27 protein-coding genes and 1 pseudogene are annotated in these 26,410 nt (G+C 58.9%); 10 read left to right on the top strand and 18 right to left on the bottom strand.

Annotation, left to right across the window (positions count from 1 at the left end; translation table 11 throughout):
• Positions 1-398: 398 nt before the first annotated feature.
• Positions 399-713 (top strand): GreA/GreB family elongation factor, encoded by a 315-nt coding sequence (locus ACOI8A_RS23915; protein WP_420657871.1) that lies wholly within the window; start codon positions 399-401, stop codon positions 711-713.
• Between the two features lie 91 nt (positions 714-804).
• On the opposite strand, the pseudogene ACOI8A_RS23910 reads toward ACOI8A_RS23915, so the two are convergent.
• Positions 805-1,566: pseudogene (locus tag ACOI8A_RS23910) on the bottom strand (mechanosensitive ion channel family protein); the annotation flags it as partial.
• A 191-nt stretch (positions 1,567-1,757) separates the two neighbouring features.
• On the opposite strand from ACOI8A_RS23910, the gene ACOI8A_RS23905 reads away from it, so the two are divergent.
• Positions 1,758-3,098, top strand: coding sequence for a DEAD/DEAH box helicase (locus ACOI8A_RS23905; RefSeq protein ID WP_420647875.1), 1,341 nt, complete (start codon positions 1,758-1,760; stop codon positions 3,096-3,098).
• A gap of 64 nt (positions 3,099-3,162) precedes the next feature.
• On the opposite strand, the gene ACOI8A_RS23900 is transcribed toward ACOI8A_RS23905, so the two are convergent.
• From ACOI8A_RS23900 to ACOI8A_RS23875, 6 genes are all read right to left on the bottom strand, one after another.
• The gene (locus ACOI8A_RS23900) at positions 3,163-3,762 is read right to left on the bottom strand and encodes a hypothetical protein (protein WP_420651424.1); all 600 of its coding nucleotides are present in this window, start codon (positions 3,760-3,762) and stop codon (positions 3,163-3,165) included.
• 13 nt (positions 3,763-3,775) lie between these two features.
• On the bottom strand, positions 3,776-4,360 hold the full coding sequence (locus ACOI8A_RS23895) for a papain-like cysteine protease family protein (protein WP_420647877.1): 585 nt from the start codon (positions 4,358-4,360) through the stop codon (positions 3,776-3,778).
• Between the two features lie 271 nt (positions 4,361-4,631).
• Complete coding sequence (locus ACOI8A_RS23890) at positions 4,632-4,907, bottom strand: hypothetical protein (protein WP_420647878.1); 276 nt, start codon at positions 4,905-4,907, stop codon at positions 4,632-4,634.
• An 82-nt stretch (positions 4,908-4,989) separates the two neighbouring features.
• Positions 4,990-5,589 carry a Fic/DOC family protein gene (locus ACOI8A_RS23885; protein ID WP_420647879.1) on the bottom strand — a complete coding sequence of 200 codons (600 nt, stop codon included), beginning with the start codon at positions 5,587-5,589 and terminating at the stop codon, positions 4,990-4,992.
• A complete protein-coding gene (locus tag ACOI8A_RS23880) occupies positions 5,586-5,756 on the bottom strand; it encodes a YhfG family protein (protein WP_420647880.1) in 171 nt (56 codons plus the stop codon). Before ACOI8A_RS23880 ends, ACOI8A_RS23885 begins: the two co-directional genes overlap by 4 nt.
• Before the next feature lie 201 nt (positions 5,757-5,957).
• A complete protein-coding gene (locus ACOI8A_RS23875) occupies positions 5,958-6,692 on the bottom strand; it encodes a DUF899 domain-containing protein (RefSeq protein WP_420647881.1) in 735 nt (244 codons plus the stop codon).
• Positions 6,693-6,866: 174 nt separating this feature from the next.
• On the opposite strand from ACOI8A_RS23875, the gene ACOI8A_RS23870 reads away from it, so the two are divergent.
• Complete coding sequence (locus tag ACOI8A_RS23870) at positions 6,867-7,259, top strand: transcriptional regulator (protein ID WP_420647882.1); 393 nt, start codon at positions 6,867-6,869, stop codon at positions 7,257-7,259.
• A gap of 106 nt (positions 7,260-7,365) precedes the next feature.
• On the opposite strand, the gene ACOI8A_RS23865 is transcribed toward ACOI8A_RS23870, so the two are convergent.
• From ACOI8A_RS23865 to ACOI8A_RS23855, 3 genes are all read right to left on the bottom strand, one after another.
• The gene (locus ACOI8A_RS23865) at positions 7,366-8,235 is read right to left on the bottom strand and encodes a DUF6279 family lipoprotein (RefSeq protein WP_420647883.1); all 870 of its coding nucleotides are present in this window, start codon (positions 8,233-8,235) and stop codon (positions 7,366-7,368) included.
• Positions 8,236-8,313: 78 nt separating this feature from the next.
• Positions 8,314-9,030: a TorF family putative porin gene (locus ACOI8A_RS23860; protein WP_420647884.1), complete on the bottom strand. Its 717-nt coding sequence runs from the start codon at positions 9,028-9,030 to the stop codon at positions 8,314-8,316.
• Between the two features lie 216 nt (positions 9,031-9,246).
• Complete coding sequence (locus tag ACOI8A_RS23855; protein WP_186532130.1) at positions 9,247-9,435, bottom strand: hypothetical protein; 189 nt, start codon at positions 9,433-9,435, stop codon at positions 9,247-9,249.
• A gap of 350 nt (positions 9,436-9,785) precedes the next feature.
• On the opposite strand from ACOI8A_RS23855, the gene ACOI8A_RS23850 reads away from it, so the two are divergent.
• The 3 genes from ACOI8A_RS23850 to ACOI8A_RS23840 all read left to right on the top strand — a co-directional run bounded on the left by ACOI8A_RS23850 (position 9,786) and on the right by ACOI8A_RS23840 (position 12,264).
• Entirely contained in the window at positions 9,786-10,622 is an 837-nt protein-coding gene (locus ACOI8A_RS23850) for a S1 RNA-binding domain-containing protein (protein ID WP_420647885.1), read from the top strand.
• A gap of 38 nt (positions 10,623-10,660) precedes the next feature.
• On the top strand, positions 10,661-11,065 hold the full coding sequence (locus tag ACOI8A_RS23845) for a DUF2177 family protein (RefSeq protein ID WP_420647886.1): 405 nt from the start codon (positions 10,661-10,663) through the stop codon (positions 11,063-11,065).
• Positions 11,066-11,331: 266 nt separating this feature from the next.
• Complete coding sequence (locus ACOI8A_RS23840) at positions 11,332-12,264, top strand: DMT family transporter (protein WP_420647887.1); 933 nt, start codon at positions 11,332-11,334, stop codon at positions 12,262-12,264.
• On the opposite strand, the gene ACOI8A_RS23835 is transcribed toward ACOI8A_RS23840, so the two are convergent.
• A complete protein-coding gene (locus ACOI8A_RS23835) occupies positions 12,209-13,387 on the bottom strand; it encodes an MFS transporter (RefSeq protein ID WP_420647888.1) in 1,179 nt (392 codons plus the stop codon). The genes ACOI8A_RS23840 and ACOI8A_RS23835 overlap by 56 nt on opposite strands.
• Positions 13,388-13,491: 104 nt before the next feature.
• Between ACOI8A_RS23835 and ptrR the strand changes: the two genes are divergently transcribed.
• The gene (gene ptrR / locus ACOI8A_RS23830) at positions 13,492-14,385 is read left to right on the top strand and encodes a putrescine utilization regulator PtrR (protein WP_420647889.1); all 894 of its coding nucleotides are present in this window, start codon (positions 13,492-13,494) and stop codon (positions 14,383-14,385) included.
• Between the two features lie 142 nt (positions 14,386-14,527).
• On the top strand, positions 14,528-14,656 hold the full coding sequence (locus ACOI8A_RS23825) for a PA1414 family protein (protein ID WP_420647890.1): 129 nt from the start codon (positions 14,528-14,530) through the stop codon (positions 14,654-14,656).
• Between the two features lie 174 nt (positions 14,657-14,830).
• On the opposite strand, the gene ACOI8A_RS23820 is transcribed toward ACOI8A_RS23825, so the two are convergent.
• The 4 genes from ACOI8A_RS23820 to speB all read right to left on the bottom strand — a co-directional run bounded on the left by ACOI8A_RS23820 (position 14,831) and on the right by speB (position 19,239).
• Positions 14,831-16,210: a sodium:solute symporter gene (locus ACOI8A_RS23820; RefSeq protein WP_420647891.1), complete on the bottom strand. Its 1,380-nt coding sequence runs from the start codon at positions 16,208-16,210 to the stop codon at positions 14,831-14,833.
• Positions 16,211-16,289: 79 nt separating this feature from the next.
• A complete protein-coding gene (locus tag ACOI8A_RS23815) occupies positions 16,290-17,801 on the bottom strand; it encodes a purine-cytosine permease family protein (RefSeq protein ID WP_420647892.1) in 1,512 nt (503 codons plus the stop codon).
• 55 nt (positions 17,802-17,856) lie between these two features.
• The gene (locus tag ACOI8A_RS23810) at positions 17,857-18,279 is read right to left on the bottom strand and encodes a YybH family protein (protein ID WP_420647893.1); all 423 of its coding nucleotides are present in this window, start codon (positions 18,277-18,279) and stop codon (positions 17,857-17,859) included.
• Between the two features lie 9 nt (positions 18,280-18,288).
• A complete protein-coding gene (gene speB / locus ACOI8A_RS23805) occupies positions 18,289-19,239 on the bottom strand; it encodes an agmatinase (protein WP_420647894.1) in 951 nt (316 codons plus the stop codon).
• A 360-nt stretch (positions 19,240-19,599) separates the two neighbouring features.
• Between speB and ACOI8A_RS23800 the strand changes: the two genes are divergently transcribed.
• Positions 19,600-20,493 (top strand): LysR family transcriptional regulator, encoded by an 894-nt coding sequence (locus ACOI8A_RS23800; RefSeq protein WP_420647895.1) that lies wholly within the window; start codon positions 19,600-19,602, stop codon positions 20,491-20,493.
• Between the two features lie 19 nt (positions 20,494-20,512).
• Complete coding sequence (locus ACOI8A_RS23795) at positions 20,513-21,106, top strand: tRNA-uridine aminocarboxypropyltransferase (protein ID WP_420647896.1); 594 nt, start codon at positions 20,513-20,515, stop codon at positions 21,104-21,106.
• Between the two features lie 87 nt (positions 21,107-21,193).
• On the opposite strand, the gene ACOI8A_RS23790 is transcribed toward ACOI8A_RS23795, so the two are convergent.
• The 3 genes from ACOI8A_RS23790 to ACOI8A_RS23780 all read right to left on the bottom strand — a co-directional run bounded on the left by ACOI8A_RS23790 (position 21,194) and on the right by ACOI8A_RS23780 (position 26,203).
• On the bottom strand, positions 21,194-22,549 hold the full coding sequence (locus ACOI8A_RS23790) for an HlyD family type I secretion periplasmic adaptor subunit (RefSeq protein WP_420647897.1): 1,356 nt from the start codon (positions 22,547-22,549) through the stop codon (positions 21,194-21,196).
• A 9-nt stretch (positions 22,550-22,558) separates the two neighbouring features.
• Positions 22,559-24,721 carry a type I secretion system permease/ATPase gene (locus ACOI8A_RS23785; protein ID WP_420647898.1) on the bottom strand — a complete coding sequence of 721 codons (2,163 nt, stop codon included), beginning with the start codon at positions 24,719-24,721 and terminating at the stop codon, positions 22,559-22,561.
• Positions 24,722-24,844: 123 nt separating this feature from the next.
• The gene (locus ACOI8A_RS23780; protein ID WP_420647899.1) at positions 24,845-26,203 is read right to left on the bottom strand and encodes a TolC family outer membrane protein; all 1,359 of its coding nucleotides are present in this window, start codon (positions 26,201-26,203) and stop codon (positions 24,845-24,847) included.
• Positions 26,204-26,410 lie beyond the last annotated feature (207 nt).

The following is a 26,410-nucleotide window of genomic DNA, read 5'->3' as shown; positions in this document are numbered from 1 at the left end:
GGTTTATCGGTTTATCGGTTTATCGGTTTATCGGTTTGTGGCTATAGGCGCTGTAAACCTGTTTTTTTTGTCGGTTACGGGATAATTAATGCTTGTTCCCTGAAATATGAGCATCGATGGCGGATTACATGCGGCAGAATATGGTTAGCTTCAAGTATTGCAAGGTGAAGCCTTTCTAGACGTTCTACCCAAGGCGATTCAGTTATGTGGGGTAACTAACGCCCCATTCGCACAGGGTAATGACTAGCTCGTTGCGGTTGCTTTTTAGCACCTAGGCTTTGAAGCAAGAGCTGATTTCCTTTGGGGAAAGAAGCGTCCCGACACAGCTCGCAAGTTCATTTTGGCCGCATCGTTGCGGCGACCGTAGCGAAAATGCTTAATATCAGTACAACAAAAAACTGCTTCGAGAAATTGATCGACGAGTTCGATACCTTCGCAGGCGGCTTGAGGACGTACGGGTTGTCGAGTACTCATCCGAACAAGAGGGAAAGGTCTTTTTTGGGGCTTGCTGGAGATCGAAAACGAGGCCGGCGATATCAAAAAACTCAGAGGTCGTGGGATACGACGAGATCTTCGATCACAATGATTACATTTCAATCGACTCGCCGATGGCACACGCGTTTTTGAGGACGGAGGTAGGAGACGAAGCTGTTTTGCAGGCCCCTAATGGAGAAATGTTGTGGTGGATGAACGAAATTTTGCACTGCAAATAGTATGGTGAATGCAGTATGAGTACTATTATTCAACCCAATATTTTAAAGGGTTTCATCGAAAATAGTATGGGATGTGGGGGTCTTGTTTTTAGTTCTTGAACGACTCGGACATCAGGCGCCAGGTCGGGATCGAGACGATGGTCTTGTCGAAGTTCTGCACCTTGACCGTGTGCAGCGTGATGTCGACCACATCGCCATCAGCGCCGACTTGCGGCATTTCGATCCAGTCACCGACCCGCAGCATGTCGTTGCTGGTCAGTTGCACGCTGGCGACGAACGACAGCAGCGTGTCCTTGTAGACCAACAGAATCACCGCCGACATCGCACCCAGACCGGACAGTAGCAACAGCGGCGAACGGTCGATCAGCGTGGCAACGATGATGATCGCGCCAAACACGTACAAAACCATCTTGCCGAGCTGCACGTAGCCTTTGATCGAGCGCGTGCGCGCATGCTCGGTGCGCGCGTAGATATCCAGCAACGCATTGAGCAGGGCGCTGATCGACAGCGTCAGGAACAGGATGGTGAATGCCAGCGCAACATTGCCGAGGAACAGCATCGCGGTTTTGCTCAGCTCCGGCACCAGATGCAGGCCGAACTGAATCACCAGCGACGGCGTCATCTGCGCCAGGCGCTGAAACACCTTGTTGTGGCGAAAGTCGTTGAGCCAGTGCAGCGCCGGCTGACGGCCGAGGATGCGGCTGGCGTGCAGAATCAGATAACGTGCCACTCGTCCGAGTACCAGCGCGATCACTAGAAGCAGCATCAGCGCCAGGCTGGGGTGCAGGAGCGGGTGCTGATCGAGGGCACCCCAGAGGTCTTGGGCGTTGAGCCAGAGCTGTTTGAAATCCATGGGAGTAAAGATTCTTCTGTAAGACGCGACGGACGATTAGAGCATTTAAGACGCTACGTATTAGCGTTGAAGACAAATCAGGCAACAAAAAAGCCACTGTTTGTGGCCGATTAGATAAAGAGGCTCGGCCTGAGCGCTCGAAACCGGTAACCTATGCAGCTGTTTTTTTGCATATCTTCGAGGTAGCACCCGTGTTTTCCCAATTCGCCCTGCACGAACGCCTGCTAAAAGCTGTGGCCGAGCTGAAATTTGTCGAGCCAACGCCTGTGCAAGCCGCGGCCATTCCGCTGGCGCTCCAGGGGCGTGACCTGCGGGTGACGGCGCAAACCGGTAGCGGCAAGACCGCCGCATTTGTCCTGCCGATCCTCAACCGCCTGATCGGCCCGGCCAAGGTTCGCGTCAGCATCAAGACGCTGATCCTGCTGCCGACCCGTGAACTGGCTCAGCAGACCTTGAAAGAAGTGGAGCGCTTCGCGCAGTTCACTTTCATCAAGTCCGGCCTGATCACCGGCGGTGAAGACTTCAAGGTGCAGGCGGCGATGCTGCGCAAAGTGCCGGACATCCTGATCGGTACGCCGGGGCGGATGATCGAACAACTGAACGCTGGCAACCTCGACTTGAAAGAAGTCGAAGTGCTGGTGCTCGACGAAGCCGACCGCATGCTCGACATGGGGTTCTCCGAGGACGTGCAACGTCTGGTTGACGAGTGCACCAACCGTCAGCAGACCATGCTGTTCTCCGCCACCACCGGCGGTTCGGGCCTGCGCGAGATGATCGCCAAGGTGCTGAACAACCCTGAGCACCTGCAGCTCAACGCGGTCAGCCAGTTGAACTCGACCACCCGTCAACAGGTGATCACCGCTGACCACAACCAGCACAAAGAACAAATCGTGAACTGGCTGCTGGCCAACGAGACCTATCAGAAGGCCATCGTGTTCACCAACACCCGCGCCATGGCCGACCGCATCTACGGTCGTCTGGTGGCTCAGGAATACAAAGCGTTCGTGCTGCACGGCGAGAAAGACCAGAAGGATCGCAAACTGGCGATCGACCGTCTGAAGCAGGGCGGCGTGAAGATCCTCGTGGCCACCGACGTGGCGGCGCGTGGTCTGGACGTTGAAGGTCTGGACATGGTGATCAACTTCGACATGCCACGCAGCGGCGACGAATACGTACACCGTATCGGTCGTACCGGGCGTGCGGGTAACGATGGCCTGGCGATCTCGCTGATCTGCCACGGCGACTGGAACCTGATGTCGAGCATCGAGCGTTATCTGAAGCAGAGCTTCGAGCGCCGCACCATCAAGGAAGTCAAAGGCACCTACGGCGGACCGAAAAAGGTCAAGGCCTCGGGCAAAGCTGTCGGCGTGAAGAAGAAAAAGACCGACGCCAAGGGCGACAAGAAAAAAACTGCCGCCAAGACGCCGACCAAACGCAAGAGCGCCAACCGTCCGAAGCCGGACGCTTTGGTCAGCAGCGACGGCATGGCCCCGCTGAAGCGCCGCAAACCAGCAGAGCCTGCAGCTGAGTAAAACTGTGTAGCGCTGCAATAAAAAACCCGGACAGCGTGTCCGGGTTTTTTATGCCTGAGGTTTATCAGCTCCCCAGCAGGCCACTGGTGTCCGCGTCGAAGCGCTGACGTGCCTGATCAGCCGCCGGTTTGAGCAGCGCGAGCAGTGCCGCCTCGCTGTACAACTGAGTGACTGCCAGTTCCTTGGGCGTCGGCTCAATCGGGATCAGCACATTTTCACCGGCGGCATGCAGCCAGATCGCCACAACGTGCAGTGCCGAAATGAACAGCACCCGCAGCTCGACGCTTTTGCCGTGCAGTTGCGGCGACTGTTCCGCGAGTTTCAGCGCATCCACCGTCGCCGCTGCCAGCGTCCCGTGGTTCAGCGAGGCGAACTCGACATGCCCGCGAACATCGGCCAATTGCGCATCGGCAATTGTCGCGCCGTCGGCAAACACCAGGTAATGCCAGTCGCCGACCTTGGCTTCTTGCAGACCTTTGCCGTTGCTCAGATCGTCCAGGCTGAGCGAGTAGCCGCGGTAGGCTTCGCTCAGGCTGATCTTGGCCGGAGCCGCAGCGGCGAACTGCCGATTAACGCCAAAGCCTTGGGTTTGCAGCGCGGCTTGCAGCGCCTGGCGCAGTGTCTGTACGCCGTTGGAGGGCGCCTTTGGATAAGTCAGTTGCATGATGTAGCCCTCCTCAGTTTTTCACGGTGAAGTAAGTGTTGGTCCAATTGCCGCCGCCGTTGTACGAACCGGGGAACGAGTTCAGCGCGCGGGTCGAGTAACCGTAGATCGAGTCTGCGATCAGCAGGTAGTTGCCGTTGGTGCCACAGATCACCAGAAAGTGCGCGCCGCCGCCGTACCAGGCGCAACGCAAGCCGATCGGGCGGCCCATGTTGATCTGGTTCTGAATGGCCGACATCTGCAGCGAACCCTGATTCATGCCGTTGTAGCTACGCGTGGTGCGCAGGGCGGAATCCAGATAGCCGTAGACGTTGCACGGGCCCGGTTGATTGCAGCAGTTGCGATCCAGTTCGCTGCTGGCCACCCCGCACTGGGTCCAGGACCCGGTGCCGTAGTAGTTGCCGACCGAGGCAGAAACCGCGGCCCAGCACCAGTTGGTCTGGGTTTGCGGCTGCATGCTGAAGTTGAGACTGGCGGCAGCCAATGCTCGGGCTTGAGGGGCGGCTTCGACTTCGACCAGTTGCGCGTCGAGCAGACGACCGACCAGGCAGTTGGGCAGTGTGTCGCCGGTGATTCGGGTTGCTTCATTGGTTAACATTTTTCAATCCTCCATGAGTGAAAACAAGCGTCCAGCTTGTGCGTGTGTAGCGTTGTTGCCGAGTCAGCGGCGTTTAAGGTTTGCCATGTTTTGGTGGCGATTTCGCTCTGACTCGAGGTAACCCTAGTAGTGGATATGCGTTTGTGCAAATAAATAAATGCGCTAGTGCATAGTTGACACCAAAAAATCGCAGCCTTCAACAGCCCCATACCTATTTTGTAGGAGCTGCCGAAGGCTCGGGCCGCGATCGGACGATCTTTTGATCTTGTGTTTAACCCTCAGTTTTCTTCTCAGCCGTACCCAGCTCTTTCAAACGCTGATCAATCAACTGGCACTTGTCCGGCAGATCGGCACTGGCCGTGCCTAAGTCCATCTTCTGCAATTCGGCGTTGATCTCTTTGGCCTTGGCCGGATTTTGCTGCGTCAGCTTGGTGACTTCCTTGGCCAGTTGCTCGCGTTTGGCGGTAGCTTCTTCTGGCGTGCAGGCCCAGACGGGCAGGGCGCAGGCCAGGCTGGCGGCGAGGGTGAGCTTGATCAGGGTTTTCATGGGATGGCCTCAGTTCCGGTTAAGACGGGGTAACCGGTTGAGGAGTTTTGCGCGGGGAAAGTTCAGTGAGCTTGCGTTCGACTTACAGGATTGACGCGCCGATGCATCGGTCGAATATCTTTTCAAGGAGGCTGTCGTCACAGTGGAACGAATGAATGCATGCGTCGATCCACTCCTCGCGCTCGACCGATCCCCAGTCGATCAGATAGCCTGCGTTGAAAATGATAAATTCGAACAAAATGCGTTGTGTGCGACCGTTACCTTCTCTGAAGGGGTGAGCCACGTTGAGTGTGCCGTAGGATTCGGCGACTGTTGAGACCAATTGGTCCCGTGAGTAGCTTTCGAACCAGCCTGCAGCAGCCATCTTCGAAAACTCTTTGGCGATCTGACTTTCAATGAACTCAGGGCTACAAAATCTGGTGCTGCCTTTGCTGATCGCCAGTGTTCGAATTTCTCCGGCCCACGCGTAGACTTTTTCAAACAGTGTGCGATGCACCTGTTTCAAAGTCGCGAGGCTGTATGGGGGTAAGACGAACTCCAACTGCGCAGCTGCCATCTCGTTGATGTAGCGCTCTGCCTCATCAAGGTCTTCGGCATTACGTAAGTCGAGCAGATTGATCAGGACATCAGTGCCCGGATAGCAATCCGGGGCCTGGTCGGTGCCATACTTGTCGTCGCTCAAACTTTCACGAGCCGGACGGCTCTTAACGCCGCGTCTCTGGTCGGCAGTTTGATATCGCCATCGGACGGGGATGGGACAAAGCCTTCCAGGCGAAGGCTGGCCGCGAAATTGGCTTTACGGTGCTTCGCGAACCAGGTTTTTTTGGTTTGCAAACTCAGCTTTTCCATATGGGCCTCCTGAAATCTGTATCTGGCAATTGTAGTCGGCCGCAGACCTGACGACGTGATTGACTTAGCATCGCACATTCAAATGCGTCGTTGAACCCACTCGTCGCCACCGGGACCATATGTTGATAAAAGGTGTAAGAGATGCAGCAACGCCGGTGAGGTGTTAAACAAGCGGAGTTGCATCTACAGTGGATTTGAAGACTAAGTCTCATGACAGCAATTCGATTTAGCACCGCCCTCATACCGATCATGATGCCGCACCCACTCCATGATCTCGTCCTCATTCCGGCCCTTGGGCGTAAGATCGAGGTAGTTGTAGGCGCCGACCAGCATGTCCAGCCCGCGGGCGTAGGTTGAGTAAGTGTGGAAAATCTCGCCGTTATCATTGCGATAAAACACGCTTAGCCCAGGCATTTCTTCCTCGGCGCTGTCAGTCTTTTCGTAATTGTATGTAGCCTTTCCTTCAGCAACATCCTCGGCCCGGGCGCATACCCCCAAGTCGTAGTTGAAATCGCAGCCTTCTGAAGACACCCAGTCAAACTTCCAGCCCATCCTGCGTTTAAAGTCCTGGAATTCGTTAAACGGCGCGTGGGACACCGCCACCACCGCAATGTCGTGATGCGCCAGGTGCTGATTGGCGCCGTCGATGTGGTCGGAAAGAAACGAGCAGCCGGGACAACCTTCCTCCCAGGCCTTGGCGAACATGAAGTGGTAAATGATCAGTTGGCTGTGTTTGCCGAACAGGTCGGCAATTTTCAGCTCTCCTTGCGGCCCCTGGAAGTGATAGTCCTTGTCGATCTTTATCCACGGCAACGCTCGGCGTTGTGCGCTGAGGCGATCGCGTTCCTTGGTGAAGGCTTTTTCGTCTGCTAAGTGTTGTATGCGGGCGGCGAGCCATGCTTCGCGCGAAACCACCGGATGATTCTGAACGTTCATGGAGAAATCTCCTGCGAGGTTGAACCGTCTTTCACAGCCTAGTCGTCTGGCGGTGTTGCAATTCGACAGACCGCCGGTCGGTCGCAGCGACGAATGCGGCTGAACGGCCACGATTGGTTCCGGTCACAACTTATGAACGCGTCATTAATCACGCGCACCGGAGGTTGTATCAGGATGACGACTTATAACTGGGATTTGATTGAACGCTTGCTGCATGAAGTGCAAAACGGCGCTGGCCACAGCTTTGCGCCGCGCTCTGTCGCCGAAGATTACGCGGCAGCAAAAGCTGCGGCCGGCGAGCCGATCGATAATCTGGATCATCTGAAAACGCTGGCCTGTGACTATGAACGGATGTTGCTGCTGCGCGGCTACATTGGGCCACGTGGGGAAGACGAGGGCAGCACCGGTAACAACTTCAGTCTGACCCCGCGCGGCTCCAGCCTGTTGAGCATGATCGATAGCAGCATTCCCGGGAATGATCACCCGCGTCAGGTGCTGGATGATCAGGAGGATGCGCTGGCGGAAGGGACGTTTGATGAAGTGGCTTCGAAAGCCCAGATCGCCTGAGTTTTATTAGAAGCAAAATCAAAAGATCGTCCGATCGCGGCCCGAGCCTTCGGCAGCTCCTACAGGGTTTGTGTAGGAGCTGCCGCAGGCTGCTATATTTTGATCTTCAGCTTTTCTGAGCAGCTTTTAAACATTTCAGATCATTGAAATCCTTGCGCACTCCTTCAATCTTCTTCAGCAACCGCTGCCGTTGCTCTGGCGTACTCTCCGCCATCAAGGCGACGAACAACGAGCGTGCCTGCGCTTCAGTATCGGCGTAGGCCTTTTGGTATTCGGCTGTCCATAAACTCTCGCGATTGACCAGAAGCGTCTCGATCCGCTGTGGGAATTCTGCACTCTTGCGCTGGGCAACCGCCGCACTGAACTGCTTCTGCCAATGCACGCGGTTGGCAATCCACTGGGTGTTCTGATCGCCCAGCGCAGTCGACCAGCTCACCACGCGTTGTTGCTGGGTTTTACTCAGCGGGCCAAGCCAGTCATTCAGGCGTTTTTGCATGCGCTCGCTGCGTTCGGCAATCTGTTGTGCCAGCGGCGGCTTGAGGTATTCCTGCTCACGTTTGCGCTGATCCTTGGCGAACGCATCGTTCATCTCCGCGACTTGCTTGTCGTCCAGTCCTTGCAGCAATTCGATGGCCGATGGCGTGATCTCACGCGCGGTTTCGGCAATCGCCTGTTTGGCTTCAACGGTGCGTTGCTGCAGGGCGGTGTCGGTGACCTGATTGGTCTCGACCATCACTTGCAAGCGGTCGAGCCAGTCAAGATAACCCGGTAGTTGCGTGGTGCAGTGCCAGCTCAGGTGTTCGCGCAGGCGTTCGTTGAACCAGCTTTTTTGCTCGCCGTTCATGTCCAGGTAGTCGCCGAGCGTCCACGGAATGATCACGTCGAGATTGCGGTAGGCCAGGCCAACGCGGCTGCAAGCGCCGAGGGCGAGGGAGACAATCAGCAGAACGGCGATGTTTTTGCACCAGCGCGACATGGGCGAATCCTTGCGTGAGCCTGGCTTCGGGAAACTGCTTCTTATGTGAACGCAGGATGGGCCCGGCAGTTCAGCCGATCAATAGAACGTGCGCTGGGCCTTGAGCGTGACCAGTCCGTCGCACTCGCTGTTGTGCCCGGAGTAGGCCGAGCAGTCGCTGCCGCTGAGGCTCGAATTGCTGTAGGTCAGGTCGAGATCGACGCCCATGAAGGGCCGGGAAAATTTCACCGACCAATCGGTAAAACTGCTGACATAACCGCCGTCCACCGAAACCGGTGTGGTGAGCTCATGGGTGGTGTACTTCATGCTGATCCCGATGCCGAACGGTTGATTGCCGCCGAGGTCGGCAAACAGCGTGCTGTTCTGCTTGTCCGGATCGTTGCTGAACGCCGCGCCGAAGCGGCTGCCGAGCAAGGTCAGGCCACCGAACACTTCCTGGCTGTCGAGGGTGTCTACCTTTGGGTAGCTGTAGTGAATCATGCCGATTTCGTAGCCGAGGGTCTGGTCGAAAGGCTGTTTAAAACCCACGTAGGAATCGATTTCCAGGTTCTTCCCCGGCGAGATGCCCATGCTTGGCGACCACTGGCCGATGTACAGGCCGCTGCCGTGGGTCAGATCGAGGCCACCGTGAAACGAGCCGACTGCCGACGGTTTGACCAGGCCTTCAGCCATGCTGCGGCTGGGCGTGGTGCCGAGTTTGAGGTCGAAGTCGCCGAGTTCGCGTTGGAAGATCTGCGCGTGGGCAGTCGTTGCGGCCAGCAGACCTACGAGCAATAAACAGGAAGATTTGAGCATGCGTCACTCCATGAGCAGCGAGCGCAGGGGATAAAAACCTGCTGAAACGCTTGATCCAGACGCGTGCAAGGATACCGACGAATGATCGGCGTTGAGGGCCGTTCGTCGATTTATGCGTTATTGATTTGGAATATGTTTACAGCGAGGAGGGTGTTGCGCGGTTCCAGTCCAGACGCTTCGAAACGCAAAGCGTCTCTGGACGGGGGTATTCCGGTATTACTTTTTGCCCAGGCTGATCTGCTTGGACGGGCCGAACGTCTGGCCGCTGACGCCTTTGGCAATTTGCTGAATCTCACCGCCGGACTTCAGAAACGCTGCGATCTGATTGTTGATCGATTCGCTGGTTTCAACGGCTGGAGCTGGCTTTGCTTTGCTGGTGGATGCTTTTACACGCATGGCGGCCATTAACCTGTAGAAAAGTAACTCGGCCAGGCATCGTACAGGAAATACTTGACAGTTGCTTGGTAAATATCCCCCGGAATAACCCACCTCGTCACTGAGATATTCTCGATTAATTAACCGGAATATTGCGCTAACCTGCTGTTTTAAATAACAACATTAAGAAGATTTGCGCGTGATGCGGTTGAGCGTAGCCACCGGCAAGCGCTGACGCTGGTCTGACGAGCGGCGGTGGTGCCACGGTAAACGCTTGATTCTCAAGCTCTACCGCAGATTTTCTGCTGGCGACGGATCTGCCAGCGGCCCCGCCGGGCAAAAACGGGTAGAATGCCGCCCACGCAATGAGGGTATTGGAAATGGCTTTAGTCGGGCGCTACAACAGTTTGCAAGTGGTTAAACACACTAACTTCGGTTTATATCTGGACGGCGGTGCCGATGGCGAGATTCTTTTGCCCAACCGTTATATCCCTAAAGATATTCCAAGCGAAGATGAAGATTGGCTCAACGTTTTCATTTATCTGGACAGCGAAGACAAACTTCTCGCCACCACTGAAAAGCCTAAAGTTCAGGTCGGTGAATTTGCCAGTTTAAAAGTAGTTGAAGTCAACAGCATCGGTGTGTTCCTCGATTGGGGGCTGCCGAAGGATCTATTGCTGCCGTATTCCGAAGAAAAACGTCAGATGACGGCTGGCGAATACTGCGTGGTGCACGTCTATCTCGACAAACATACCCGCCGCATCACCGCCACAGCGCGTCTGGATCGTTATCTCGACAAGACCCCGGCCAACTACAGCGTGGGTCAGGAAGTCGACTTGCTGGTTGCCGAACCCACCGACATGGGCTTCAAGGCAATCATCAACAACAAGCACTGGGGCTTGATCCACAAGAACGAAATCTTCAAGTTCATGCGTGCCGGCATGAGCGAAAAAGGTTTCATCAAGGAAGTGCGCGCCGACGGCAAGATCAGCCTGAGCCTGCAACCGGTAGGTCAGGAAGCGGCGAGCAGCCTGAACTCGAAGATCCTCACCAAGTTGCGCGACAACAACGGCACCTTGCCGGTCAGCGACAAGAGCGATCCGGCGCTGATCAGCAGCCTGTTCGGCGTGAGCAAGGGCAACTTCAAGAAGGCCATCGGTGCGTTGTACAAGGATGGCAAAATCGTCATTCATGCGGATCGCATTGAACTAACCTGATCACCGCCGGCCCCATGTAAGACATAGAGGGCGGCGTGATGAAGAGAAACTTGATTGCCTATGTCGCCACGCTGGCGGCATTTCTAATGCTCGACGGGCTCTGGCTCGGCATCCTGATGGCGCCGACCTATCGCGAACTGCTTGGTCCGCTGATGCTCGAAAAACCGTTGCTGGTGCCAGCAGCGGTTTTTTATTGCCTGTACGTTTTAGGTTGCCTGATGTTCGTGGTTTTACCCGCATTGACCTGGCAGAGCGCCGCACGCATGGGCGCGTTGCTCGGGCTGGTGGCGTACGGCACTTATGATCTGACCAATTGGGCGACGTTGCGCGGATGGTCGGTGCAAGTGTCGTTGATGGATTGGGCGTGGGGGACGTTTGCTACGGCGGCGGCTTGCACGGTGGGGTTTTTGGTTGCAAGCAAGGTCACTGGTTCGAACTCGTAATGTGTTTGGCCAGTGCGGGCCTCATCGCTGGCAAGCCAGCTCCCACAGGTTTTGTGGTCGGTCGCAAATTCTGAATACGACGCGGACACTGTGGGAGCCGGGCTTGCCCGCGATTGACGGCGCAGCCGGCGGCCATTCACCGCTGACGTCACTGGAGAACTGAATGTCTTTTCCAGAAGGCTTTTTCCGTCTGACTGATTGATAATCCTCGGCACTGTTTCTGACCATTGGATGGCCGTCATGTTGTGTGTTTTCGAGGTTTCGCGATGAGCATCGCTCGGCGCAATGCCGACGGTTTTGCCCTGCAAGTGATGATCGGCCTGTGCCTGATCTGGGGCGTGCAGCAGGTGCTGATCAAGTGGGCGGCGACTGACATTGCGCCGGTGATGCAGGCGGCGGGACGCTCGGGGATTTCCGCGCTACTTGTAGGATTGTTGATCTGCTGGAAGGGCGGCTGGGATCAGGTCGGCAGCACCTGGAAGGGTGGGCTGCTGGCCGGTGGGCTGTTCGGTCTGGAGTTTCTGTTCATCTCCGAAGGCTTGCAACTGACCACAGCGGCGCACATGTCGGTGTTCCTCTACACCGCGCCGATTTTCACTGCGCTCGGCGTGCACTTTCTGTTGCCCAGCGAGCGCCTGCGGCCGGTGCAGTGGCTGGGGATTTTCCTCGCGTTTGTCGGCATCGCCATCGCGTTTGCCGGTGGCGTGTCGTGGGACAACCTTGACCGGCGCATGCTGCTCGGCGATGCCCTCGGCGTGCTGGCCGGGGCCAGTTGGGGCGCGACCACCGTAGTCGTGCGCGCCTCGCGCCTGTCGGAAGCGCCGGTGACGCTGACGCTGTTCTACCAGTTGATTGTCGGCTTCATCGGTTTGCTGGCGATCGCGCTGCTCAGCGGTCAGATCACCCATGTCAGCCTGACAGCGGTGGCAGTGGGCAGCGTGCTGTTTCAAGGGCTGGTGGTGTCGTTCTTCAGTTATTTGACGTGGTTCTGGCTGCTGCGACGTTATCTGGCGGCCAACCTGGCAGTGTTTTCGTTCATGACGCCGTTGTTCGGTGTCACCTTCGGCGTGGTCTTGCTCGGCGAAGAGCTGAGCCTGAACTTCATCATCGGCGCGGTGCTGGTGCTGCTCGGTATCACGTTCGTCAGCGCCGAGCAGTGGGTGCGTCGGCGTTTGCGCAAAGCCCTCGGCCAGCACTGACGGGTTGCAGAGCGAGGCGGCCGGCGATCAACAGTCCGCAACCGGCGATCACCAGCGCCGGTTGCAACCCGCCGCTGAAATGGCTGCTCAACGCCGCCAGTAATGGCCCGCTGAGCTGCCCGACCGCGAAGCACGCGGTCAGCAGCCCGGCGTTGCGTTGGGTGGCGTGCGGGGCCAGTTCCCGCGAACGCTGCATCACCAGTTGCATGCAAGCCAGGAATGGCGTGCCGCAGAGGATCACGCCTAACGCCAGGCCGACGCCGCTGCCCAGCAGACAAGCAAACACCCCCGCCGCTTGCAGCCACAGCGTGGCCATTAAAAAGTGTCGCGTGGTGTCCGCATCATGCCGGCGCAGGCTGACCAGCAACACGCCAAGCGCCGACGCCAGACCGAAGCACGGCCAGAACAGATCCGCCTGCCATTGCCCGTGAAATTGCGCGTTGGCCATTTGCGACAGGAACGTGGCTGGGATGATGTAGCCAACGCCGTACAGCGCATACACCGCAGCCAATCGGCCGATGCCGCGAGTCGGCGTAGTGTCCGCAGGAGCGATCACAGCGCTCACTGCCGGTTGCGGCAGAATCCGCACAATCCCCAGCAACATCACCAGCGCGACCGAGGCATACATCAGCCACAACGTCGCGGAAGTCTGATGCAACAGATGTGAGAACAGCGCCAGCAACCCCGTCAGGAAAATCCCCAATCCCGGCCCGGCAAACACTAACGCACCCAGCCGTGGACGACCCGCCGCCGCAGCCAGCGGCTGGCTCAAGGCGGTGATCATCACCAGCACCCAGGCACTCGCCACGCCGGTGCCAAAGCGCAACAGCAAGTGCGCCCAGAACCCGTTGGCCCAGAACGACGCCAGGGTCAGCAACACGCACAACCACAACCCGCCATGCAGGCGCGCCTGAACCTGACCCGGACGCCGGGAAAACATCGCATCCACCGCGCCGAGCAAGTAACCAAGGTAATTCGCCGCCGCAATCAAACCGGCGGCAGTCAGATCAATCTGCCCTTCGCTGAGTAGCTGCGGCAGTTGCGGCGTGAGGGCGAAACGCCCGATGCCCATGGCCATCATCAGGGCGATGAAACAGGCGAGTAAGCGAATCAGTGGTGACATGGTCTGGAGTCCGATCAAGAAGCAATGACCGTCAGGCTAGGACCGATTGACTTTCTTTAAAATTGAATAATAGTGATCAACTTGTTCTGTTTTGGAGAAAGGTTGTGGAGTTCAGCCAACTACGGATCTTTCAGGCGGTAGCCGAGGAGGGTTCGATCACCCGTGCCGCCGAACGCCTGCACCGTGTGCCGTCGAATCTGTCGACCCGGCTCAAACAGCTTGAAGAGCAGCTCGGCGTAGAACTTTTCGTGCGTGAGCGTCAGCGTTTGCAGTTGTCGCCTGCGGGTAAAGTCCTGTTGGACTACACCGGCAAACTGTTCGCATTGCGCGATCAGGCCAGTGCGGCGGTGATGGGCGGGCAACCGGCCGGGGATTTCGTCCTCGGCACGCTGTACAGCACCGCGGCGATCCACTTGCCGGCGTTGCTGGCGCGTTATCACAAGCAATACCCGGCGGTGAATCTGCAAGTGCAGTCCGGGCCAAGCGGTGAATTGCTCGAAGGTTTGCTCACCGGGCGCCTCGACGCGGCGCTGGTCGATGGCCCGCCGCAACTGGCTGGCATTGACGGCGTGCCGCTGTGCGATGAACGGCTGGTGCTGATCAGCGAGGCCGAGCATGCACCGATTCGTAGCGCCAAGGATGTCGAAGGGCGCGCGGTGTTTACCTTCCGTCATGGCTGCGCCTACCGGGCGCGGCTGGAGTCGTGGTTCGCGCATTATCACGCGGCGATGGGCCGGGCGATGGAGATCGAGTCGTATCAGGGCATGCTCGCCTGCGTGATTGCCGGCAGCGGCGTGGCGCTGATGTCGGAGTCGATGCTCGCCAGTCTGCCGGGGCGCGAAAGCGTCGCGGTGCACCCGTTGGCCGAGCCGTTTGCCAGCGCGACGACCTGGCTGATGTGGCGGCGCGGCATGGTCGGCGCCAACCTCAATGCCTGGATCGAACAGCAGCAAGCGCTCTATCCCGTGGCTGGCGAAGACTCGCGAGAAACGGCTTGAACCAATGCCTGGGCATTCTGATCAATTCAGTAACAGATCATTGCGGATTTGCCCGAGCATTGCGTAGGACTTCGGACTATTATCAGTACGAAGCGGCCTCAGAATTCCGGTCGCTCAGCACCACCCTGAAGGGGGCATGACGATGAAAGAGAAAATTCAAAACTGGCTGCACGATTTGGGTGTTGCTCTGGGCTTGATCGAACCGCCAATGCAACCGATCCCGATTCGCACCGATGACGAACAGCGTCGCCGTCAGCAACGTCGGCGGTAATGTCCCCGGGCTGAAAGTTTAACGATCAAGAGATCGCAGTCTTCGGCAGCGTCTACAGATTTACCTGTAGCCGCTGCCGAAGACTGCGATCTTTTGCTTTTGCGCAGACGAAAAAAAACGGGTGGGGCAACCGACGCCACACCCGTCGAAGAAACTTGTTGCTATTGGTTCAGCTTAAATCGCATTGGCGACGATGCCCGGGCGACGGGACATCAGACTGACCAGCACAAAACTCACCAGACCCACACCGAGGCTGTAGTAGATCGGCGTGTTGGCATCCAGACCATCCTTGAACATGAACAACAGCGCCGTGGCGAAGCCCAGGCCCATGCTGGCGATTGCACCGGCGGTGGTGGCGCGTTTCCAGAAAATCGCGCCCATCAGCGGGATCAGCATGCCGCCAACCAACAGGTTGTAGGCCAGTGTCAGCGCGCTGATCACATCATTGACCACCAGCGCGATGCCCAGCACCACGATGCCGGTCAGGAACGTGAACAGACGGTTGATACGCAGGCTCGACGGCTTGCCGCCGCGCAGTTTCGGCAGCAGGTCTTCGGTCAGCGTGGTGGCAGCGGCAAGCAGGCCGGCGCTGGCCGTGGACATCATCGCCGCCAGTGCGGCAGCGATCACCAGCCCACGGATGCCGTCCGGCAGCGACAGTTTGACGATGGCGGCGAAGGCGTTGTTGACGTTATCCAGATCCGGGATCAGCACATGTGCGGCCATGCCGATCAGCGCGCAAGCGAGGCCGTAGACGATGCAATAGATGCCAGCAATGCTGCCCGCGTATTGCGCGACTTTGGCGGTTTTGACCGTGAACACCCGTTGCCAGATGTCCTGACCGATCAGGATGCCGAAGAAGTAGATCATGAAGTAGGTGATGATCGTGTCCCAGCCGATCGTGGTGAAGTTGAAGGCCGTGGCCGGCAGTTTCAGCACCAGCTCGTCCCAACCGCCGACGCGGTACAGGCAGATCGGCAACAGGATGAACATCAGGCCGACGGTCTTGATGATGAACTGGACGATGTCGGTCAGGGTCAGCGACCACATGCCGCCGATCGCCGAGTAGATCACCACCACGCCACCACCGACAAGTACCGAGACCCAGAATGGCAGGTCAAACAGCACTTGCAGCACGGTGCCGATGGCGAGGATCGAGGTCACGCCGATCATCAGCGCGTAGGCCAGCATGATCGCCGCGCTCGCCGAGCGGGCCATCGGGTTGTAGCGTTTTTCCAGCACCTGGGTGACGGTGTAAATCTTCAGTTTCAGCAGCGGTTTGGCGAGGAACAGGTTCAGCGCGACGATGCCGCAACCGAGCGCCGCGCACAGCCAGAAACCGGAAATGCCATGCACGTAACCCAGGCGCACAGTGCCAACGGTCGAAGCACCGCCGAGAACCGTGGCGGCCATGGTGCCCATGTACAGGCTCGGGCCAAGGTTGCGCCCGGCGACCAGAAAGTCTTCATTGGTCTTGGCTTTGCGCATGCCGAAGTAGCCGAGCAAAAGCATGCCGGCGGCGTAGATGAGGACGACGAATAAATCCAAAGCCATGGTGGCGTGTCTCCGATTGTCTTTTTTATGGGGTGCAACACTGTGGGAGAAGGCTGACTCCCACAGGCAATGGGGCGTGTCAGGCAGCCTGGCGCAGCGGTGTTTTTGCCGGGGCTTTCACGCCTTGGCTACGCGCATCCTTCGGGCCGTACACCGCCGGCGGTTCCGGAAACAAGCTGAGCAGCATCAGGTACAGCAGCGAGGCCAGGCCCAGCGTGACCAGCAGGCTGATGTCGATGCCACCGGCCAATTCACCCAGCGGGCCGACGAACTGCCCCGGTAAGTTGACGAAGCACAAACCCACTGCCGCGCTCGGGATCCACGCGCCCAGGCCGCGCCAGTTCCAGCCGTGGCTGAACCAGTAGCGCCCGCCCTGTTCGCCGCGAGTGAACACTTGCAGGTCATCCGGGCAGTAGAAGCCGCGACGCACCACCAGGCCGATGATCATGATCACCATCCATGGCGTGGTGCAGGTGATGATGAGGACAGCGAAGGTCGACACGCTCTGCACCAGATTCGCCGCGAAGCGTCCGATGAAGATGAAGGCAATCGACAGCACGCCGATCAGCAGCGTCGCCTTGACCCGCGACAGCAGGCGCGGGAACACGCTGGACATGTCCAGCCCGGTGCCATACAGCGAGGTGGTGCCGGTGGACATGCCGCCAATCACCGCAATCAGGCATACCGGCAGGAAGAACCAGCTCGGCGAGACTGCCAGCAAGCCGCCGACATAGTTGTTGGCCGCGATGTAGTCCGGGGCTTTGATCGCCACGATGGTCGCGGTGGTCAGGCCGAACAGGAACGGAATCAGCGTCGCCAGTTGCGCGGCGATCACCGCGAACATGATGCGGCCCTTCGGCGTTTCTCGAGGAATGTAGCGCGACCAGTCACCGAGGAACGCACCGAAGGAAATCGGGTTGCTCATGGCGACCAGTGCCGCACCGATGAACGCCGCCCAGAACCCTGCCTGACCCAGTGCCAGGCTGCCGGCGTACTGGCTGTCGAAGGCGGGGGCGAAGGCGAAGATACCGAGCAAGAACAACAGGCTCGCGGCCCATACCGCAATGCGGTTGACCCACAACATGAAGCGGAAGCCGTAGATGCAAACCGTCAGCACCAGCAGAGCGAACAAGCCGTAGGCCAGGCCCAGCGTCAGGTCGGTTTCCGGCAGGCCGATCAAGCGTTTGGCGCCGCCGACCAGCGCATCGCCCGAACTCCACACCGAGAGCGAGAAGAACGCGATAGCCGTCAACAATGACAGGAAGGAGCCGACGACCCGCCCATGCACGCCGAAGTGCGCACCGGAAGACACGGCATTGTTGGTGCCGTTGAGCGGGCCGAACAGGCCCATCGGCGCGAGGATCAGCGCACCGCCCAGCACGCCCAGCACAATCGCCCAGACGCCAGCCTGAAACGACAGACCGAACAGCACCGGGAAACTGCCGAGCACAGCGGTGGCAAAGGTATTGGCGCCGCCGAAGATCAAGCGAAACAGGTCGCTGGGTCGGGCGTCACGCTCATGGTCCGGGATCTGTTCGACCCCGTTTGTTTCGATGCTGCGAAGGCTTTTTTCGTTGTTGTTGTTATTCATGATCTGCTCCGATCATAAAGGCGCGCTCATCGTGCGTGAGCGTCACCTGTCTTGGCTAAGGGGATGGCAGCCCTTCCGGCATTGCGGACAAATGTTCGTGGCAGGCCAGCCAATGGCCTTGTTGTTCTAGGCTCGACGCTTGTTTCTTGAAAACAATCGTCTCGCGCTCCTGGCTGAAGTGTTGCTCCCCTTGCATGCGCAGCTCGGTGGCCACGTCATGGATGAAAATCGCCACGTCACCTTGCAGGCTGACGAAGGCGTTGCTTGAGGTGCAGGAAAGCACCTCGAAGCCATCCTCGGCGCGCCAGCGGTCCCACAACGCCTGATAGGCATCGCGCGACAACAGCGGTTGTTCGAGGGTGTAGAACACGAAGCTTGCGTCGCTGCTGAATGCAGCGAAGTAAGCTTCGCGATCATTGCGGGCAAACGCCGTCACCAGATCGGCAGCGGCTTTCAGAACCTGATCGAGCTCGTTCATGACCGATCCTCAGCGATGGACGACGCCAGGCAGTACGCAGAGCATTTCGTACAGCAGGTTGGCGGCCAGCAGCGAGGTGTTGCCGGTGGTGTCATAAGCGGGCGAGACTTCTACCAGATCGCAGCCGATCAGGTCGAGGCCCTGGCAGCCGCGAATGATTTCAATCGCCTGAATGGTCGTCAGACCGCCGATTTCCGGGGTTCCGGTGCCAGGCGCCCATGCCGGATCGATGCCGTCAATGTCGAAACTCAGGTACACCGGACCGCCGCCGACTTTCTCGCGCACTTCGGCCATCAACGGCGCCAGCGACTTGTGCCAGCACTCTTCGGCCTGCACCACGCGAAAGCCCTGATCGCGGCTCCAGTTGAAGTCATCAGCGGTGTAGCCCTGCGCGCGCAGACCGATCTGCACCACACGATCACAGTCCAGCAGGCCTTCTTCGACGGCGCGACGGAAGGTGGTGCCGTGGGCGATTTTCTCGCCAAACATGTGATCGTTCACATCAGCGTGAGCGTCGATGTGCACCAGGCCAACCTTGCCGTGTTTTTTGTGAATCGCACGCAGGATCGGCAGGGTGATGGTGTGGTCGCCACCCAGGGTCATCGGGATCGCGTTGTGTTCGAGGATGTTGTCGTAGGCTTCTTCGATGATGCGCACGGCGTCGAGCAGGTTGAAGGTGTTGATCGCCACGTCACCGATGTCGGCGACCGACAGCGAATCGAACGGGGCGGCGCCGGTGGCCATGTTGTACGGGCGGATCATCACCGATTCGGTGCGGATGTCACGCGGCCCGAAGCGAGTACCGGGGCGCAGCGAAGTACCGATGTCAAGCGGCACGCCAACGAAGGCAGCGTCCAGACCGGCAGCGGTTGGCAAGTGGGGGAGGCGGAGCATGGTGGCGATGCCGCCGAAGCGCGGCATTTCATTGCCGCCCAGTGGTTGGTGAAGAATCTTGTCCACGGGTAAGGCCTCATCGTCATTGTTTTATTTATGTCGGCGCGCCGGTTTCAAGGAGGAAAGGGCGCCGCTGGGGGCCGATTCTGCGAAATGTAGTGACGGGGAAGAATCGCTACGGGCAAATACTTAGTTCAGATTTTTCTAAACTAATGGGCGATGGCGGATTAGACTTTGTTGCCCTCACCCCAGCCCTCTCCCGGAGGGAGAGGGGGCCGACCGCGTTGTTCTCAGGATTTGCATCGACCTGAGATATCGAGCCGAACTCAGGATTTGAAAGCCATGAAGATCAGCTCCCTCTCCCTCCGGGAGAGGGCTGGGGTGAGGGGCAGTTCCCACAGACAACACCAGAGCCGGGAGTAACCCATGGCCAACGCTCTACCCGACCTGAAACTCCTGCGCATCTTCACCAGCGTGGTCCGCCATCAAGGCTTCGCCAACGCGCAGCAGGAACTCAACCTGTCGACCTCGGCCATCAGCACCTACATGAGCCAGCTCGAAGCCGCGCTCGGTCTGGTGCTGTGTCATCGCGGCAGGGGCGGGTTCAGTCTCACCAGCAAAGGCGAGCTGTTTCATCAGGAAACCCTGCGCCTGCTGGCCGAACTCGAAGGTTTCGAGCAGTACGCCGCCGCGCTCAAGGGCGAACTGCGCGGTACGCTCAATCTGGGTGTGATCGACTCGACCGTCAGCGACAAGGCCTTGCCTTTCGCCGAGGCCATCGGTGCCTACAGTCAGGAACACCCGGCGGTACATTTGCATCTGTCGGTGATGAGTCCGTATGAATTGCAACTCGGCGTGCAGGACAATCGCCTCGATCTGGCCATCGGCGCGTTTTCCACGCGCATGAGCGGTCTGGTGTACATGCCGCTGTACCGCGAGCAGCACTGGTTGTATTGCAGCAGCCGGCATCCGTTGTTCAATGAGCGGCGGATTCCCGAGCAAGTCATCACCCAGCAACGCATGGTCGGGCGCGGTTACTGGAGCCAAGCCGAACTGGCCCGCCACGGTTTCAAACACAGCGCCGCGACGGTGGAAAGTATGGAGGCGCAGCTGATTCTGGTGCTCTCCGGCGCCTACGTCGGTTACTTGCCGGAGCACTACGCGCAAGCCTGGGCCGACAAGGGTGATCTGCGCGTGTTGCTGCCGGCGACCTTCGGTTATCAAGCACCGTTTTCGATGATCATGCGCCGCGGCCGCAGTCGCGAACCGCTGATCCAGACCTTCCGCGATCTGCTCAAAGCTCAGCTCAATCAGGCTTGAGCTTGAAGGAAAAGTAACCATGTCCAGACCCCAATGCCCGCGCTGCCTGCGCCCACAAACCCACTGCCTGTGCCCGCTGATCCCGAGCCTCGACAGCCGCACCCGGGTGTTGCTGTTGCAGCACCCGAGCGAGGTCAGTCATGCACTGAACACCGCGCGGCTGGCGGCGCTGGGGTTGACCAATGCCGAGCTGATTGTCGGGGAAGTGTTCGAGGATCTGCCGGCGCTGCTGAATCAGCCGGGGTATCAGGCGCGTCTGTTGTTCCCCGCCGAGGATGCGCAGCCGATGCAGGCTTATACGGCGTCCGATGAGCCGCTGCTGCTGGTGGTTCCCGACGGCACTTGGCGCAAGGCGCGCAAGATGTTGCACCTGAACCCGCTGCTGGCGGCGTTGCCGAGGGTGACGCTGGTGGATGGTGGGGTGTCGCGCTATCGGTTGCGCAAGGCACCGGGGCCGGGGGCGTTGTCGACGGTTGAGGCGATTGTGCAGGCATTGCAGACCCTGGAAGCGCCGACGTCGTTCGAAGCGCTGCTCAAGCCGTTCGAGGCGTTGATCGAAGGGCAAATCGCGGCGATGGGGCAGGAGACTTACCAAAAGAATCACGGTGGCTGAAGATCAAAAGATCGCAGCCTTCGGCAGCTCCTACAAGGGTGTACGCGATCCCCTGTAGGAGCTGCCGAAGGCTGCGATCTTTTGATGTTATCTTTCGCGCATCGCCTCGGTCCGGGCTTTGAGCACCGGTTTAAGCAGGTAATCCAGCACACTTTTCTCCCCGGTAATAATGTCCACCGTCGCGACCATCCCCGGAATGATCAGCAGCGGTTTCACATCCCCGCCCAAATGGTTTTTATCGGTGCGCACCTGAATCAGATAAAAGCTGTTGCCCTTGTCATCGGTGATGGTGTCCGCGCCGATCAGCTCCAGTTTCGCGCTCAGCCCGCCGTAGATCGTGTAATCGTAGGCGCTGAACTTGACCATGGCTTTCTGGCCCGGATGCAGGAACGCCACGTCTTGCGGACGCACTTTGGCTTCGATCAGCAAGTTATCTTCCAGCGGCACGATTTCCACCATGTCGCTGCCCGGCTGCACCACGCCGCCGATGGTGTTGACCTTCATCTGCTTGATCACCCCGCGCACCGGCGAGGTCACCGTGGTGCGGCTGACTCGGTCGTCGATGGCGATGCTCGAGGCGGTGATTTTCGACAGGTCGGTGCGCTTCTCATTGAGCTCCTTGGCCGCTTCCGAACGAAAGGTCTGCTCCGATTCGTCGATCTTGCTTTTGATCTCGTTGATCGCCGATTCGGCGCGCGGGATCGCCAACGTCGTGGCGTTCAGCGAGCCGCGAATCTCCACTGCGCTGCGTCTTAACCGGAGGATTTCCACAGGCGACACCGCACCGGTTTTCACCAGCGGCTCCGACATGTTCATCTCTTGCTGCAGTAACGCCAGGCTGGAACTGAACTGCCCCTGTTTCGAGCGAAATTCGGCCAGCTCCTGAGTCTTCTGCCGCAGCTGTTCGGTGAGGGTGCGCTGTTCGCTGGCCAGACGGCGTTGGCGCTGCTCATGCAGTGAGCGTTCGTCTTCGGCAACTTGCGGGGCTTTGGCGATCACTTCTGCCGAGAGCTTGAACGGCCGACCTTCAGCCTCGGCGGACAAGCGTTCGACTTGCGCGGTCAAGGCATAACGATCAGCCTCGCTCTCGCCTTTGTTCGAACGAAAACGCGTGTCATCCAGGCGCAGCAGGGTGTCACCCTTGGCGACCATTTGCCCTTCGCGCACGAAGATCTCAGTAACGATCCCGCCCTCAAGATTCTGGATCACCTGGATCTTGCTCGATGGAATCGCCTTGCCTTCGCCCATGGTCACTTCCTGCAGCACGGCGAACTTGGCCCAGACCAGCGCACTGATCAGCAACCCCGCCGCCAGCCACACGGTGATCCGCGACCAGCGCGGCGAATCCTGCAATGCAGCGCCAGCAGTTTCCGGCATGAACTCGGCTTCGGCGCTTTTGCCGAAACTGTCGAAGTAGCCACGATCTTTCGATGAAGCAGACATGCGCAACTCCTAGACCGCCGCCGAGCCGACACGGCCCTTGCGCAGTGCATCGATGACCGCTTCTTTCGGACCGTCAGCGACGATCCGGCCGTTGTCCAGCACCAGCAAGCGATCCACCAGGCTGAGCATCGAGGTGCGGTGGGTGACCAGCAGCAGCGTCTTGCCTTGCACCCAGCCGTGCAGCTTCTGGCGCAGGGCGTCTTCGCTGCTGTTGTCCATCGCACTGGTGGGTTCGTCGAGCAGCATGATCGGCGGATCGAGCAACAGCGCCCGCGCCAGCAACACCGCTTGGCGTTGGCCACCGGAAAGCAATTGCCCGCGCTCGCCCACCGGCCGGTCGAAACCTTGCGGATGCTGGCGCGCCAGTTCGGTGACGCCGGTCAGTTCGGCGACTTCGAGCATGCGCGCGTCGCTGACGTAGCGTGCGCCGAGGGTCAGGTTGTCGCGCAGGCTGCCGGCCAGCAGCGGCAAGTCGTGGGCGACGTAGCCGATCTGTTGGCGCAGGTCGGCGACATCCAGTTGTCGCAGGTCGAGACCATCGAGCAGGAGCTGGCCTTCTTCCGGTTCGTAGAAGCCCATCACCAGCCGCGCCAGCGTGCTTTTGCCCGAGCCGCTGCGACCGATGATGCCGATGCGTTCGCCAGCCTGCATGCTGAAGCTGATGTTGTTCAGGGCCGGAGCGTTCTGGCCGTTGTAGTGAAAAGTCACGCCGTTGACCTCCAGCGCGCCTTGCAATTGCGTGCGCTCCAGCGGCCGTTGTTTGCCGTCGCGTTCCTGCGGCAGCGACATCAGCGCGTCGGTACTTTTCATCGTCAGTTGCGCTTGCTGATAGCGCGTGATCAGTCCGGCGATCTGCCCCAGCGGTGCGAGCACACGACTGCCGAGCATGTAAGTCGCGACCAGCGCACCGACGCTGAGGTTGCCGGCTATGATGCTGTAGACCCCGGCGACAATAGTCGCCATCCCGGAAAACTGCTGGATGAACAGCGTGCCGTTGGTGGCCAGCGCCGAGAGGTTGCGCGCATGGCTGTCGAGGCGGGTGAGGGCGCCGTGGGTACTTTCCCATTTGTGCTGGCGCTCGCTCTCGGCGCTGCACGCCTTGAGGGTTTCCAGGCCGCCGAGGGTTTCGATCAGCAGCGCCTGACGCTCGGCGCCGAGGCTCAAACTCTTCTGCACGGTGTCGCGCAGGCGCGCCTGAATGATCATGGCGAAGATGATTGTCAGTGGAAACGCCAGCAGCGGAATGATCACCAGCCAGCCGCCGAGCAGGCCGATCACCACCAGCATCAGCACCACAAACGGCAGGTCGATCAGGCTGGTCAGGGTCACGGCGGTGAGGAATTCACGCAGGCCCTGAAAGTCATGAATGCTCTGCGCGAATCCACCGATGGTCGCCGGCCGCGCCTTCATCGACATGCCGGTGATGCGTTCAAATAAAGTCGCGGAAAGGATCACATCGGTTTTCTTGCCGGCGGTGTCCAGCAAGTGCGCGCGCACCACCCGCAGCACCAGTTCGAAACCGGTGCCGATCAGCAGGCCGATCGACAGCACCCACAACGTCGAGGTGGCCTGGTTCGGCACTACGCGATCGTAGGTCTGCATGACGAACAGCGGCACCATCAGGCCCAACAGGTTGATCAGGAAACTGGCGAGGATTGCGTCGCTGTACAGCCATTTCGACAGTTTCAGCGTGTCGCGAAACCATGCCTGCACCCGTGGCACCAAGGGTGAGCGCAGGTCTTCGAGTTCGTGCCTCGGCCGGGCGAACAGCGCCTGACCGGCGTAGTGTTCGGTGAGTTCTTCACGGCTGACCCATTGCTCGCCGCCATCGGCTTCGCTGGGCAGAATCAGTGCCTTGCCGTCGTCGCCGAAGCGCCGCAGCACGGCGGTACGACCATCGTTGAGCAACAGTAGAATCGGCAAGTTGAGTGGCGAGATGTCTTTCAGTTCACGCCGTAACAATCGAGCCTGCAACCCGGCCCGGGCCGCTGCGCGGGGCAGCAGGTCCAGGCTCAGGCGTTGTTTGTTCAAAGGCAACCCGGCACTCAGGCTGGCGCGACTGACTGTCGCGCCGTGGAGTTTGCAGAGGATCAACAGACCGTCGAGTAACGGATCATCGAAGCTCAGCCGCGGATCGATCCCGGTGTTGCCGGGTTCGGCCATGCTAGTCATATTGATCGCTCCCCTGGCTTCGGATTCACATCACTCCTGTAGGAGCTGCCGCAGGCTGCGATCTTTTGACTTTGTTTTTCAAGATCAAAAGATCGCAGCCTGCGGCAGCTCCTACACAGAGATCTACTTCAGTTCTGGGAGGCGTGCTTCGTTCTTCACCTCGCTGGACGCAATCGCATCGGCCGGCAGCACCACCCGTTGTTTGCTCAGCAGTTGGCCCATGTTGGCCAGCACGCGGTACATCGAGTATTCCTCGGTGTAGCGTACTTCGACGTAGCGGCGGTTGGCGTTGTACAGCTCGTTTTCGCTGTCGAGCAAGTCGAGCAGGGTGCGTTGGCCCAAGCCGAACTGATCCTGATATGCCGCACGTACGCGTTTGGTGGTGTCGGCGTATTCGCGGGCGGTCGGGGTTTGTTTCTTGGCGTTGGTCATGGCGTTCCATGCCAGACGGATGTTCTCGTTGAGCTGACGCAGCGCGTTGTTGCGGATGTCCATCGCCTGGTTGATGTCATGCGCATTGGCGGCCAGACGCGCCTTGTCGCTGCCACCACGGAACAGGTTGTAGTTCATCACCACGCCGACGCGCCATTCGTTGTCGTGGCCTTCGTCACCCTGCACGTTGTTGTTGGCGCCGACCGCTGCCTCCGCATCAAAGCGCGGGTAGAACGGCGACTTGGCAACTTCGTACTGGCTCTCGGCTGACTGTACGTCGGCCTGCGCGGATTTCAGGTAAGGATTGTTCTCGACCATGCTTTGCTGGGCTTCGCGCAGGTCGGTAGGCAATTCGCCGCGCGTCGAGGCCGGGGTTTCCAGCTCATCGGGCATGCGTCCGACCACGCTGTAGAAATTCGCTTCGGCATCGGCCAGATCGACTTCGGCGGTGTCGAGGTTGTTCTGCGCCAGCGCCTTACGCGCTACCGATTGGTCGGAGTCGGCGGTGCTGCCGATGCCGCGCTCGGTGCGCAGCCCGATCTGATCATTCACGCGCAAGTGCGCTTGCAGATTGTTGGTGGCCAGGGTCACCAGTTCGCGGCGCTTGAGCACTTCGAGGTAGACCTCGATGGTGCGCAGGGCCAGATCCTGAGCGGTGCCTTGCGCGTAGTAAGCGCGTGAGTTGGACACGCCTTTGGTGCGCTCGACCTCGTTGGCGGTATTGAAACCGTCGAAGATCATCTGCCGCATGCGCAACTCGGACTGGGTGTAGGTGAGGATTTCAGTGTTGTGATTACCCAAAGCCCGAGTATTGGTGTTGTCGCTGTAGCCGCGCCCGTAAGCGGCGTTCAAATCGACCGACGGGTAGAAGCCACCCTTGGCGACTTTCACCTGTTCATCAGCCGACAGGCGCGCATCCACGCGCGAAGCCAATTCGGGGTGCGTGGCGATAGTGCTCTGGATGGCTTCGGTGAGGTTCATGGCCTGGGCTTGAGAAGTGCAAGCCATGGCCAGCAAAACCGCGCTGCAGAGGGGGGTTAAAACGCGCATGGGTGCATCTCCCTGAGTCCTGATGGTATTTCGTTGTCGCCAATTATTTGACGTCTTTTATAGTGAAAAGCGTTTCATGCCTGTAACAACAGAGCTAAGAACATCCTGAAGCGTAGCTAAGAAAAAATTTTCATAACGGTTATTCCAAAAAAAACTTATGCGCTTCTCGAAATCCGGCACATTGTTCCACTCGAAAGCCTTTGTTTC

This window comes from Pseudomonas sp. P4795 (assembly GCF_048822895.1).
In the GTDB taxonomy this organism is placed as follows: Bacteria; Pseudomonadota; Gammaproteobacteria; order Pseudomonadales; family Pseudomonadaceae; genus Aquipseudomonas.
Note: the sequence above shows the minus strand (reverse complement) of the source record. Positions and strands in the feature narration are given on the sequence as shown.